The following is a 12617-nucleotide window of genomic DNA, read 5'->3' on the forward strand; positions in this document are numbered from 1 at the left end:
CCGTTTTCCTTATACTGAAGTTACTGCATGGTTGAATGGCTGCAAATAACTCTGAAAAGGAATGAATCGAACATGAACGGTAAAAACCGGAAAGATATTACCCCAGGTGCCTCTGTGGAGATTGTACTTAAAGCAGATCAACGCACTGGAAAGCTGACAAGCGGCACTGTAAAGGATATTTTAACCAACTCCAGCACCCACCCTCATGGAATTAAAGTAAGATTGACTGATGGCCAGGTAGGCAGGGTTCAAGTCATTCATAAGTAATGTGCACTCGGTCCAGGCCGAGTGTTTTTTTGTGTGATTGTTCGATGAATTAATGACAAAGGGGGATATTTCAATCATGTTTCCCATTCATAATTCGTACAATAGGGGTGAGATTATCTCTATAAAAAGGCTGGTGTCAAAATGAATCAAGAATACAATGCCCCCTTTAGGGATCATTACCGCACCGATGAACATATATTGAAAGTTTCCGGCTCAGAGACGCTATCTGCCGCTCCGGATCAAGCCACGATCACCCTTGGAGTCATAACAGAGGATGAGGACCCGCAAAAGGCCCAGCAAGCCAATTCCCAAGCAATCGCAAATGTCATCGCATCACTTAAATCCGCAGGCATTCCCGAAGAGCAATTGAAAACGAGTGATTACAGAATCGATCCACAATATGATTATATTGACGGAAAGGAATTGTTCAAGAACTACAAAGTCCAGCACATCATACAAGCACAGACGACCGACATCGAGAAAATAGGCAGCATAATCGACACGGCCGTCAGAAGCGGCGCCAATTCAATCACCAGCATCCGCTTCTCTTTATCCAATCCAGATGCATACTATAACCAGGCACTTTCCCTCGCTTTAAAAAATGCATACGAAAAAGCTCTTTCCATGGCTCGAACGCTAGGGATCTCATTGAACCCAGTCCCTAATAGGGTTGAAGAACTATCTGAAACGGCAACTCCAATGCTTTTTCAAACAAGTACTCTATCAAAAATGACGACTACCCCGATTCAGCCTGGTGAATTGAACATAACTGCCTCAGTAAGGGTGGAATACTCGTACTAGCACTCACTTAATTCCATCCTAAAAACCCCCCTTAACCTAAAGGGGGGTTCAGACTGTAGACAAATTAGAGAAGAACTAATTTACTTTCAATTCGTTTAAAAAGGTTCCAGGTGATTTCAGAAATCCGCTCCCTTGCCGCCGACTGTCTGCCAAGCCTCCTCGCCGGCAAGCGTCTCCGGGGTCTCGGCTAGCCAGTTATTCGGCAGGAGTGTCGCAAATTTCTTCAATCTAGTAAGGTTTTAATTTCTATAATCAAGTTAAAAAACATGCAAGATAATTCATTATTCCACTAAAATCATGGTTCTAGGATGTCAGCAATCCGAACCTCCTTTTGTCGCAAACGGAACCCCCCTTGGCAATCCAAAGGGGGTTTTCCATTTTAAAAGACTACCGTTTTATTTTCATGAACAATGACGCGGTCCTCCAAATGCCATTTAACGGCACGTGCCAGCACCCTGCGTTCAGCTGAACGACCGATTTTCTTCATATCCCCGGCAGAATCACGATGGTCCACACGTTCGATATCCTGCTCGATGATTGGGCCTTCATCCAAATCATTCGTCACATAATGGGAAGTCGCCCCAATCAGCTTAACACCTCTGTCATACGCTCGTTCATAAGGCCGTGCTCCAATGAAGGCAGGTAAAAATGAATGATGGATATTGATGATCCTGTTCGGATGGGCCGCTACGAAATCCGGCGTCAATATCTGCATATACCTGGCTAAAACAATAAGGTCCACTTTGAATTCTTCCAGAAGTCCAAGCTGTTTAGTTTCCACTTCCTTACGTATATCCTTATTGGCAGGAATGTAATAAAACGGGATGCCCATCGATTCGACAATTTCCCTCGTATCTTCATGATTGCTGATGACCAGTGCAATGTCAGCCAATAAATCCCCGCTTTGCCACTCCCATAACAATTCCAGAAGGCAATGGGGTTCCTTCGAAACGAAGATTGCCGTCCTCTTCAGATCACTCACATGATTAAATGTCCATTGCATCGAGAATGCTGTCGAAACTTCCTGGAATGCCAGTTGCATATCCGCTGCCTTGTCATTCAATCCTGGACAATCGAACTCGATCCTAGTGAAAAAGGTACCGCCCTCAGGATTCATCGAATACTGACTCAATTCAACAATATTTGCATCATATTCTTTAAGAAAAGCCGTAACTGTCGAAACAATTCCCGGCTGGTCCGGACATTTTATAATTAAACGGCCTCTATCTTGATTTCTTTCACGATATTCCTGTAACTGCTCTTGCACAAAGTTGCTAACCATTTTCCCAACTGCCCTTCTTCTATTTTGCTATATTATACTTCAATTCATGTCCGAAATTAAAGCCAGTCAATCAAATCGGGACTTTGTTGGTAGACAAAATCAACATTGCCTATAATACTCCACAGTTTTATCCCATCCCATTCATTAGATTTTCGATAGATAAATCATCAGCCTGAATTGTTTCAATCCTAAATTTCTTCTCCTATTAAGGAATTTTTGTCATTTTTTCAGGAAATTACATGTAATTTGGAGGAAATGAAGGCAAAGGCCGAGAACCTTTATGAAATGCATAGTGAAGGGGGATTCTTGGATGAAATGTCGGTATGTGCTGGACAACCTTTTTGGTTTCAGTTTTATTTTCCATAGTTAATAAGGTTATTCATTGCCTCATAAGGGTATAGACCATTCTATTAGTTTTTTCAAAGGGGGAAATGAAATTATCATGAAATCATCCGTTACATTCATTGTATCCATTCTGGCTGTTCTTGGTCTTCTGTCCGGCTGTGCTGAAAAGGACCAGCTGGAGGACGGGAGTAAGCTGATCAATGAGGACCAGTTTGTTTTCGCTGCCTCAGGTGAATTCAAGCCATTCAGTTATGTCAATGATGACATGACCGTAACCGGGTTCGATATTGAAGTTGGCGATGCAATTGCAAAGGAACTCGACCTAGAACCCGTGCCTAAACGGATAAAGTTCAAAGGTATTGTGGAAGGTGTTAAAACCGGTCGGGCAGATGCCGCGGTTGCCAGCCATACAATCAATGAAGAACGAAGTAAACATGTTGCCTTCTCGACCCCTTATTACTACTCAGGTCCTCAAATTTTCGTTCGCCCGGATAGTGATATTAAAACGGTTGAAGATTTAAAGGGTAAGGAAGTTGCTGCTTCTAAAGGCTCCACGTACGCAACCACAGCAGAAAAATATACTACCAATGTAAAAACCTATGACAGTGATATCACCGCCCTGAAGGCATTGAGCGGAGGACGTCATGATGCCGTCATCACCGACTTCGTAACCGGCAAGGAAGCGACCAAGGAAGGTTTCGACATCGAAGGAAGGCAATTGATCGAACGGAGCGAGCAGGCCATCGTACTGCCTGACGACAACCCTCAGCTGCTTGCACGCATCAACGAAGCACTTGAAAACCTCCGTGAAGATGGAACGCTTGCTGAAATCAGCAAAAAGTATTTTGGTGAAGACATCACAACTAAGCCTGAATAAAGATTGATAGAAAGGGAGTCATTACATTGCCAAGTTTTTCACATTTTTTTGATACATTATTTAGCTACTCGGACGTATTCATCCGGGCCATGCTCCTCACATTGGAACTGACGGTAGTCTCCATATTGGTAGGTATCTTCATCGGTTTGCTATTTGCCCTATTAAAAATATCCAATATAAAAATTCTTGCATGGATTTCAGATACATATGTATTCCTGGTACGTGGAACACCTTTAATCGTACAGATATTCATACTCTATTTCGGTATCAGCAATCTCTTCTTACTGCCGGACTTCTGGGCGGCGTCACTTGCCCTGGCCTTCCATAACGGAGCTTATATCTCAGAGATTTTACGTGGTACGATTCAATCCATCGACAAAGGCCAAATGGAGGCCGGACGCTCCCTTGGCATGAGCAATTCGCTCACCTTAAGGAGAATCATCCTGCCTCAAGCCTTCCGCCGCGCATTGCCGCCGCTTGGCAACCAATTCATCATCGGACTGAAGGATTCATCACTGGCAGCCTTCATATCCATGAATGAGCTGTTTAATGTAGCCACTACGTTGGGTTCGAATAATTTCGATGAAATGACTTATTTATTGATTGTAGCGGTCTACTACTTGATTCTAGTGGCTTTCCTGACCATAATCGTCAATTTATTCGAAAAGAAACTGTCCATCAGTGATCGATAGGGGGAATTGAAATGGAACAAAAAGAAATGATTAGGATAAGGAATTTAAATAAGTCGTATGGAAATCTGCATGTACTTAAAGATATTGATATGAAGGTACTCGATAGCGATGTTGTCTGTCTGATCGGACCAAGCGGTTCCGGAAAAAGCACCCTGCTCCGCTGTTTGAATTATTTAGAGAAGAAAGACAGCGGCCAAATCCTCATTGAAGGAACGGAAATCAATCCGGGTACCCATGATATTAATAAAATCCGCGAGAAAGTCGGAATGGTTTTTCAGCATTTCTACCTCTTCCCTCATATGACCGTACTGGAAAATATCATCGAAGCACCGATACACGTCAAAAAAGTCCCAAAGGCCCAAGCGATCGAAGAAGCAAAGGCATTGCTTGCCAAAGTCGGTTTATCAGATAAAGCGGATGTCTATCCAAGCAAACTCTCAGGTGGGCAGAAACAGCGTGTTGCCATCGCCCGCGCCCTTGCCATGAAACCTGATATCCTGCTCTTTGATGAGCCTACCTCGGCTCTGGACCCCGAACTTGTCGGTGAAGTTCTTGCCACGATGAAGGAACTTGCCTTGGAAGGGATGACAATGGTAGTCGTAACACATGAAATGAGCTTTGCACGTGAGGTCGGGGATTGGATTGTCTTCATGCATAATGGGAGGGTTGTCGAAAGCGGACCGCCAAAAGAATTCTTCACCAATCCAAAAGAAGAACGTACAAAAGAATTTTTGCAAACGACGGTCTTTTGATTTTAATTCTAAAACCTGTCTGCCAGCGAGATCATGAGCAATACAGGCGTGAATTCCTGTATTGCTTTTTTTAGATGAAAAAGGTTTAGTTTGTTTCTTTACTATCCAGTTAGGTCGTTCCCTAAATTACATGATCGAAGTTTCAGGGATATTTCCGCTTGGATTGTACAAACTAAATACTTGATGAATTGTTTCAGATAAACCGTGATTCCGGCTCGAACATGGAAAAATATCTGTATTTATGGTATATATACAGGTAAAATTAAAAGAAGTATATAAATGAAAGAGGTCGAATTCAGTTGGAAAATAACTCTTCGAATTTTATTAAAAATATTATAAAAGATGACCTAGAGTCCGGAAAACATGATCATGTCATCACCCGCTTCCCTCCTGAGCCGAACGGATATTTACATATCGGGCATGCCAAATCCATCATTTTGAATTTTGGGGTGGCTGATGATTTCAATGGGAAAACCAACCTTCGTTTCGATGATACGAATCCATTGAAAGAGGATATTGAGTTCGTCAACTCCATTAAGGAAGATGTAAAATGGCTCGGTTACGACTGGGATAACCTTTTCTTCGCTTCCGACTATTTTGATGAAATGTATAAAAGAGCTGTGCTGCTCATCAATAAAGGACTGGCATATGTGGACGACCTTAATGCCGACCAAATCCGTGAATATCGCGGAACGCTGACAGAGCCGGGGAAAGACAGCCCCTACCGCAATAGGACCGTTGAGGAAAATCTTGAACTATTTGAAAAGATGCGTAGCGGCGAATACGAAAACGGCGCAAAAGTATTGCGTGCAAAAATCGATATGAGCTCACCTAACATTAATTTGCGTGATCCCGTCATATACCGTATCTCCCATACTGAACACCATAATACCGGCAACAAATGGTGCATCTACCCAATGTATGCCTTTGCCCACCCGATTGAAGATGCCATCGAGGGAGTCACACACTCCATTTGTACGCTTGAGTTCGAAGATCAACGCCCTCTTTATGACTGGATCGTTGAGAATTGTGAAATGGAAAGCAAACCAAAGCAATATGAATTTGGCCGTCTTAACCTGACCAATACAGTAATGAGCAAGCGAAAACTGAAGCAGCTTGTCGATGAGGGCTTCGTGGACGGCTGGGACGACCCGCGGATGCCTACCGTTTCAGGCTTGCGGAGACGCGGGTATACACCCGAAGCGATTCGTGCATTCTGCCAAGAGATAGGTGTCGCCAAAACAAGCGGTATCGTGGACTCTCAAATGCTTGATCATTTCGTTCGGGAAGACTTAAAGCTGAAGGCTCCACGGACTATGGCCATCCTGAACCCGCTTAAAGTGGTCATCACCAACTATCCGGAAGGCGAGATAGAGTGGCTGGATGCCGAGGTCAATCCGGAAGTACCGGAAATGGGTACACGCCAAATCCCGTTTTCACGTGAAATATATATCGAACAGGACGATTTCATGGAAAACCCGCCGAAAAAGTATTTCCGACTTTTCCCGGGCAATGAAGTCCGTTTGAAACATGCTTATTTCATTAAATGTGAAGAAGTGATAAAGGACGACGCCGGTAACGTCATTGAACTCCGCTGCACATACGATATTGAAACGAAAAGCGGATCGGGCTTCACTGGACGTAAAGTAAAAGGTACATTACACTGGATCGAAGCCTCACAAGCCGTTTCAGCAGAATTCCGCAACTTTCAACCGTTAATCTTGGATAAGGAAAATGGTGAAGAGGAAGAAAAATCATTCCTGGACCGGGTAAACCCTGATTCTATCGAAATTCTACAAGGATTTGTCGAGCCTAACATGAAAGATGCTAAGCCTCAGGATAAATTCCAATTCTTCAGGCATGGCTATTATAATGTTGATTCTAAACTCACTGCGGCCGATCACTTGGTCTTCAACCAAATCGTTGGGTTGAAAAGTTCATTCAAGTTATAGAATCACGAAAAAGAACCAGATTCCTAGCGGATCTGGTTCTTTTCATTTACTGCACCCTTATAGCATTTTTTCTCGTATAGCTTGATCCCTTCTGTTTAAGAGTACTATGTGTCGAAACCTGACTAAAATCAAGACCTATCGATGTCTGGGCCACCTCAGTACGAATCCCGGAAATGGTTGATTGAATGCCTAACAGGTTCAGGGTACTTATCAATTGATAGATCTGTTTGGCAACCATCGTATCCTTATTAAGCGCTTCCAACACTTCGTAAATGGGGTGTCCGATTCAACCCTGCTCTTCGCGACAAGTGTGGCCCACTGCTCCATCGTTTCAATAAAAGCAGTTTTATCTTCAAGTTAAGCACTTGTGACTGTCTTGATGGTCCATGTATTCTGTTCCCTAAGCAGCTTTTCGATTTCCTCATTAGAATCCATTGAATAGATGGACCAAGACTGCTTTTCCCTTAAAGCCAGCCAGTTTTCCGTAATCTTCGACGAGTTATCAAGGATATATCGATATAAATTTTCTCCTATCTTCCTAGTTATTTCATTTTGAATAGTATTAACAAATCTCCATATCCCGCTTTCTCCATTTCATTTCTGGGGATGAATCGAAGGGCCGCGGAATTTATGCAATATCTCGTGCCTTTAGGACTTGGACCATCGGGAAAAACATGTCCAAGGTGTGAATCGGCATCTCTGCTGCGCACCTCGGTCCTGGTCATTCGGTGGCTGAGATCCATTTTTTCATTGACACTTGCCGACATGATGGGCTTCGTGAAGCTTGGCCACCCACAACCGCTATCATATTTATCCCGCGAACTGAATAGGGGCTCCCCGGAAACGACATCCACATAAATGCCTTCTCCAAAGTGATCCCAATAGGCATTATCGAAAGGCGGCTCCGTGCCATTTTCCTGGGTGACATGAAACTGACTCTCCGTTAAGGTCTTTCTAAGGTGTGCATTATCCTTAGGCCAATTTTCTTTAATGAAAGCATCCCGGCCTGAGCCTTTACGATACAATGCATAGCGAAATTGGTTTTTCCGATAGAATTCTTGATGATACTCTTCAGCGGCGTAAAATTGCCCCGAGGGTAGAATACCCGTAACAATAGGTTTCTTAAACCGCCCGCTCATCATTAAATCTTCCTTCGATTGTTCTGCTTCCTGTTTCTGACGTTCATTAAGATAGAAAATGGCTGCCTTGTATTGCATTCCCCTATCCGAGAACTGTCCCTCGTCATCCGTAGGATCGATTTGGCGCCAGAATATCTCTAATAACGTTTTATAGGAAATGATTGATGGATTGAATACCACTTGAACCGCTTCAACATGATCAGTCGCACCGGTAATCACTTGTTTATAACTAGGAGTAGCAAATTTACCGCCTGTATAACCTGATGTCACTGAAATGATACCGTCCATTTCATCAAAGGGAGCAACCATGCACCAAAAGCAGCCTCCTGCAAAGATGGCTGTTTCTTTTCCATCCATCGTCATCCTAAAACTCCCCTTTCACTCCTGTCATTTTATGTATTATATACCAGCAAGCAAAACACCTTCAAATGCAAAAATTCTTCCCTTTCGAAAAAAATAAAGAGGCACTTAGGAGTGAACCCAAGTGCCCTTTTGTGTTAGATCCATTATTTAAAGTATCACACTTACAATGATCGCTGATAGGATGCTGACAAGAGTCGCACCATATAGCAGCTTCAAGCCGAAACGGGCTACAACATTACCCTGTTTTTCATGAAGTCCTTTGACTGCACCGGCAATGATTCCAATTGATGAGAAATTGGCGAAGGAAACCAGGAAAACCGAAACGATCCCTATCGTCCTTTCGCTCAAAGCAGCTGATGCTTCCCCTAAGCTTAGCATGGCAACGAATTCATTGGTTACCAGTTTCGTCGCCATGATTCCGCCAGCAGTCACGGTTTCTGAAATCGGTATCCCCATGATAAAGGCAAAAGGTGCAAAGATATACCCCATGATGTCTTGGAAGCTGATGCCGAAGATCATGTCGAATACACTGTTGATCCCAGCGATTAAAGCAACGAAACCAATTAACATCGCTGCTACAGTGATGGCAACCTTGAACCCATCCATGATATATTCCCCGAGCATTTCGAAGAAAGACTGCTTCTCTGCCCCTACTTCAACAGGGAGAATATCCTCTTCATCCGTTACGGTATAAGGATTGATAATGGATGCGATGATAAATCCACCAAACATGTTAATAACAATGGCCGTCACAACGTACTTTGGTTCAATCATCGTCATATAAGCACCGACGATCGACATTGATACAGTTGACATGGCTGATGCACAAAGCGTATACATGCGAGATGGCGGAATGGCACCGAGTTGTTTTTTCAAGGTTATGAAAACTTCGGATTGGCCTACTATTGCTGATGCAACCGCATTGTAAGATTCCAATTTACCCATCCCATTCACTTTACTTAGAACGAATCCAATCCACTTCATGATGAACGGAAGGATCTTGAAGTGCTGTAAAATCCCGATTAATGCTGATATGAATACGATAGGAAGAAGGACATTTAAAAAGAAGGGCGATGCCCCTTCGTTTACAATCCCGCCAAATACAAAGGTGATCCCTTCATTTGCCCATTCCAAAAGTTTTCCGAAGCCATCGGCAATTGAATTGATGATCACTAAGCCAAACTTCGTGTTTAATAATAAATAAGTTAAAACAAGCTGAATGACCACCATGAGGATGATCGGTTTTATTTTAACTTTCTTCCGGTCACTGCTGACTAAGATAGCTAGTCCAAAAACAATAAGCAGTCCTAAAATTGCAATCAGAAATTTCATATATTCTGCCTCCACTAAGGGTGAATTTAATGTTCGTGCATTAATAGTAGGATACCCTCAAATAATTTATGCAAACGTTTTCTCTTTCATCCAAAATACATGTACGTACCTCTCCAGAAGTCTATATTAAACTAATATTTTTTTAAGTGCAATTATTATTTCACTTTTTAAAATAACAATTAGTGACAATAATGGGTTTCGCGAATTAAAAAAGAAGGCTCCCCTTCGAAAGGAGCCTTCTCTTGCCTCAAGTAATATCGACTATTCAGGCAGCTGTTCTGGATATCACCGTTGTCGCTAATCCAGCGACTCCAATTACAAAGATGATGATGGATGCGGCCAAGCCACCCGCCCCTTTATAAAAGTCGATGAATTTACCTGCAAAAGAGTCTCTGCCTGGGAAGCTGCCGCCGCTTGGCATTTCTCCTGGAGTCCCGGAACCATTAGGCCCCCCTTGTGGAGTTCCCTGCGTTTCATTAGTTGCCGTATCCGTCGATGAATCATCGGTCGCCGTACTGCCATTAGCCGATTCTGTTGTGTTGCGGTCGGCAGGCTGGCCCATCACCGCCTGTCGATTCATGGTTTCATTGCCGTTGCCATCCACATACATCATGATCCCGATGACTGCTTGGGCCATTAAGAGGACCGAAGCCAATATTCCAATTAAAAAATTTAACTTACCAAGTCTATTCATCAATGATTCTCCTCCGAAAATAAATATATTTATAAGAGGATTATCTAAAAAGACCCTTAATTTTCCCTTAAGCAGCAAGGAAGAAAGTAAGAGTCTTTTTCGTATTGGATGGCAGCTAATTTTTCCTTTGATTTCTCGGAAAAGTGATTTCAAAACGGGTCCGTTCATTCTGCTCACTTGTAACCTTGATGGTCCCTTGATGTGTGTTTACAATCCATTGGGCTATGGATAGACCTAATCCAGTGCCTTCATTTGCCGAACGGGATTGCTCCACTTGGTAAAAACGGTTAAAAATCAACGGGAGTTCTTCCTGCGGAATGCCTATTCCATTATCTTCTACAGTAAGAATGATGGATGAAGCATTCTTGATGCAGGATAAGGAAATTTCCCCGCCTTCCTCGGTGAATTTCATGGCATTATCCACCAATATCACCAACAGCTGGTGAATTCTCTCTTTATCCCCATGAAACACTACCTGTTCGGGAGCATGACTAATGATTGATTTCTCTTGAAAAGAAGCTATATCCGTATACTGTTCCACGATATCCATAAGTAAGTCATCAAGGAAAAAGTTCGATTTCTTAACCTCCATTTGATTCGAATCCGTTCTGGTCAAAGTTAAAAGTCCGTTAACAAGCTTATTCAACCGGCGGACTTCTTTCGAAATGATGGATATATCAACGGCTTTTTCCTCGATTGTCGCGTTAGGCGATTGAAATAGCAAATCAGCCCGCGATTGAATGACTGCAAGCGGCGTTCGAATTTCATGCGAAGCATCCGAGACAAACTGCTGTTGCTGCTCCCAGGATTTCTTGACCGGGATCAAGGCCCGTCCTGCCAGAAGATAGCCAGCGCCCACCGCCACTAGACTTCCAATTCCTCCACCAACAAACAATATGAGCAGCAAGCGATCGAGCATTTCCTTTTCTGTATCCACATTCCTGATGAATTGTACGGCCATCTGTCCATACCCCGTATCGACCTGGGTGGAAAGGGCCCGATATGTGTATCCATTCACTGAAATTTCTTCAATGTCATCAAAAGTTTTAGGGAAAAATTTTTGTTCATTGACCTTAAAAAAATTATCTACACTCAGTCTTGGCTCAATGATCGTATCATCCGGCCCCCAAACAATGACGCTTGGCCCCGGTCCTAAGAGAAACTCACCTTGCGGACGACCGCCTGGCATGCCGCCATTATTGAAATCCCGGTAATCCTTTATAAGTGAATCATTGACATCCCTATAGATCTGGTCTTCCGTATAGAAATAAATCGTTCTGCTTAATATGGCTATTAAGACAATAAAGACGATAGAATTCAATATTGTTAGTTGAAGCCTTGTTTTTTGGAACATAATGATCCCCTTATGGTTGTTTTAGCATATAACCAATACCCCGAACGGTTTGAATATCTTTATGATAATTGAAAGGTTCCAATTTTTTTCTAAGGTGATGGATGAACACTTCCACAATGGCAATGGTCGTATCTGAATCAAACCCCCAAATGCGGTCGAAAATCTGCTCACGGGTCAATATTTTCCCATTATTTTGAATCAGGTATTCCAGTAATTCATACTGTTTCAAGGTCATTTTAATGACCTTTCCATCGACCAAAATATCCTTTTCTTTTTCCAACAATTCAATATTACGGTATTTCACATGCTGTTCTAGCGAAATAATGCCACTCCTTCGAAGCAGGGCACGAATCCTGGCCTTAAGTTCCGGTGCCTGAAACGGCTTGACTAAATAATCATCGCCACCCATTTCCAACCCTCTGACACGATCCTCAAGTGCATCTTTTGCCGTCAAAAACAAGACACTTGTATCTATTTTTGCTTCCCTGATTTTCCGTACGATTTCAAATCCATCGATTCCCGGAAGCATTACATCCAAAATGATGATATCGTAAATGCTTTGTTGGGCCATGAATAGCCCATCTTCCCCATTATCCGCTGTATCGACTTCATATTCTTCCGTCAGAATCTGTCGGATCGACTCTAATAATGAAACATTATCTTCTACCACCAAAACCTTCATTCAGGATACCTCCCAACCGCCTCAATTGTGATATATGTTGATTTTATCCTTTTTCATATGCAAAAGAAAGCGGGCTTTTAATGCC

13 protein-coding genes are annotated in these 12617 nt (G+C 42.8%); 6 read left to right on the forward strand and 7 right to left on the reverse strand.

Going from position 1 to position 12617, the window contains the following annotated elements; genetic code table 11:
* Nucleotides 1-72: 72 nt before the first annotated feature.
* Together J7I96_RS17780 and J7I96_RS17785 are read left to right on the forward strand one after the other, a co-directional pair.
* Nucleotides 73-267 carry a YwbE family protein gene (locus tag J7I96_RS17780; RefSeq protein ID WP_214772633.1) on the forward strand — a complete coding sequence of 65 codons (195 nt, stop codon included), beginning with the start codon at nt 73-75 and terminating at the stop codon, nt 265-267.
* Between the two features lie 141 nt (nt 268-408).
* Nucleotides 409-1068 carry an SIMPL domain-containing protein gene (locus tag J7I96_RS17785; RefSeq protein WP_214772505.1) on the forward strand — a complete coding sequence of 220 codons (660 nt, stop codon included), beginning with the start codon at nt 409-411 and terminating at the stop codon, nt 1066-1068.
* A 379-nt stretch (nt 1069-1447) separates the two neighbouring features.
* Here J7I96_RS17785 and purU read toward each other — a convergent pair whose 3' ends face one another.
* The gene (gene purU, locus J7I96_RS17790) at nt 1448-2350 is read right to left on the reverse strand and encodes a formyltetrahydrofolate deformylase (RefSeq protein WP_034316032.1); all 903 of its coding nucleotides are present in this window, start codon (nt 2348-2350) and stop codon (nt 1448-1450) included.
* Nucleotides 2351-2792: 442 nt separating this feature from the next.
* On the opposite strand from purU, the gene J7I96_RS17795 reads away from it, so the two are divergent.
* The 4 genes from J7I96_RS17795 to J7I96_RS17810 all read left to right on the forward strand — a co-directional run bounded on the left by J7I96_RS17795 (nt 2793) and on the right by J7I96_RS17810 (nt 6968).
* Nucleotides 2793-3572 carry a transporter substrate-binding domain-containing protein gene (locus J7I96_RS17795; protein WP_053536955.1) on the forward strand — a complete coding sequence of 260 codons (780 nt, stop codon included), beginning with the start codon at nt 2793-2795 and terminating at the stop codon, nt 3570-3572.
* A 26-nt stretch (nt 3573-3598) separates the two neighbouring features.
* Nucleotides 3599-4264 (forward strand): amino acid ABC transporter permease, encoded by a 666-nt coding sequence (locus J7I96_RS17800; protein ID WP_214772507.1) that lies wholly within the window; start codon nt 3599-3601, stop codon nt 4262-4264.
* An 11-nt stretch (nt 4265-4275) separates the two neighbouring features.
* On the forward strand, nt 4276-5016 hold the full coding sequence (locus J7I96_RS17805) for an amino acid ABC transporter ATP-binding protein (RefSeq protein ID WP_285289431.1): 741 nt from the start codon (nt 4276-4278) through the stop codon (nt 5014-5016).
* A 299-nt stretch (nt 5017-5315) separates the two neighbouring features.
* On the forward strand, nt 5316-6968 hold the full coding sequence (locus tag J7I96_RS17810) for a glutamine--tRNA ligase/YqeY domain fusion protein (RefSeq protein WP_214772509.1): 1653 nt from the start codon (nt 5316-5318) through the stop codon (nt 6966-6968).
* Between the two features lie 46 nt (nt 6969-7014).
* Here the strand turns inward: J7I96_RS17810 and J7I96_RS28630 are convergent, their stop codons facing one another.
* From J7I96_RS28630 to J7I96_RS17840, 6 genes are all read right to left on the reverse strand, one after another.
* On the reverse strand, nt 7015-7206 hold the full coding sequence (locus tag J7I96_RS28630) for an STAS domain-containing protein (RefSeq protein ID WP_311315221.1): 192 nt from the start codon (nt 7204-7206) through the stop codon (nt 7015-7017).
* A 304-nt stretch (nt 7207-7510) separates the two neighbouring features.
* Nucleotides 7511-8470 carry a peptide-methionine (R)-S-oxide reductase MsrB gene (msrB, locus tag J7I96_RS17820; protein WP_214772511.1) on the reverse strand — a complete coding sequence of 320 codons (960 nt, stop codon included), beginning with the start codon at nt 8468-8470 and terminating at the stop codon, nt 7511-7513.
* A gap of 147 nt (nt 8471-8617) precedes the next feature.
* Nucleotides 8618-9802 (reverse strand): NupC/NupG family nucleoside CNT transporter, encoded by a 1185-nt coding sequence (locus J7I96_RS17825; RefSeq protein ID WP_214772513.1) that lies wholly within the window; start codon nt 9800-9802, stop codon nt 8618-8620.
* 265 nt (nt 9803-10067) lie between these two features.
* Nucleotides 10068-10496 (reverse strand): hypothetical protein, encoded by a 429-nt coding sequence (locus J7I96_RS17830; protein ID WP_214772515.1) that lies wholly within the window; start codon nt 10494-10496, stop codon nt 10068-10070.
* A gap of 115 nt (nt 10497-10611) precedes the next feature.
* Complete coding sequence (locus tag J7I96_RS17835; protein ID WP_214772517.1) at nt 10612-11850, reverse strand: sensor histidine kinase; 1239 nt, start codon at nt 11848-11850, stop codon at nt 10612-10614.
* A gap of 10 nt (nt 11851-11860) precedes the next feature.
* Nucleotides 11861-12532, reverse strand: coding sequence for a response regulator transcription factor (locus J7I96_RS17840; RefSeq protein WP_214772519.1), 672 nt, complete (start codon nt 12530-12532; stop codon nt 11861-11863).
* Between the last annotated feature and the right edge of the window lie 85 nt (nt 12533-12617).

The organism is Bacillus sp. ISL-78 (assembly GCF_018613455.1).
Taxonomy (GTDB): domain Bacteria; phylum Bacillota; class Bacilli; order Bacillales; family DSM-1321; genus Peribacillus; species Peribacillus frigoritolerans.

Bases quoted from the DNA above. Each gene is read 5' to 3' on its own strand.
- J7I96_RS17825 (WP_214772513.1), bottom strand. From the start codon at position 9,802: ATGAAATTTCTGATTGCAATTTTAGGACTGCTTATTGTTTTTGGACTA.
- J7I96_RS17785 (WP_214772505.1), top strand. From the start codon at position 409: ATGAATCAAGAATACAATGCCCCCTTTAGGGATCATTACCGCACCGAT.
- J7I96_RS17830 (WP_214772515.1), bottom strand. From the start codon at position 10,496: ATGAATAGACTTGGTAAGTTAAATTTTTTAATTGGAATATTGGCTTCG.
- msrB (WP_214772511.1), bottom strand. From the start codon at position 8,470: ATGACGATGGATGGAAAAGAAACAGCCATCTTTGCAGGAGGCTGCTTT.
- purU (WP_034316032.1), bottom strand. From the start codon at position 2,350: ATGGTTAGCAACTTTGTGCAAGAGCAGTTACAGGAATATCGTGAAAGA.
- J7I96_RS17780 (WP_214772633.1), top strand. From the start codon at position 73: ATGAACGGTAAAAACCGGAAAGATATTACCCCAGGTGCCTCTGTGGAG.
- J7I96_RS17805 (WP_285289431.1), top strand. From the start codon at position 4,276: ATGGAACAAAAAGAAATGATTAGGATAAGGAATTTAAATAAGTCGTAT.
- J7I96_RS28630 (WP_311315221.1), bottom strand. From the start codon at position 7,206: ATGGTTGCCAAACAGATCTATCAATTGATAAGTACCCTGAACCTGTTA.
- J7I96_RS17840 (WP_214772519.1), bottom strand. From the start codon at position 12,532: ATGAAGGTTTTGGTGGTAGAAGATAATGTTTCATTATTAGAGTCGATC.
- J7I96_RS17835 (WP_214772517.1), bottom strand. From the start codon at position 11,850: ATGTTCCAAAAAACAAGGCTTCAACTAACAATATTGAATTCTATCGTC.
- J7I96_RS17795 (WP_053536955.1), top strand. From the start codon at position 2,793: ATGAAATCATCCGTTACATTCATTGTATCCATTCTGGCTGTTCTTGGT.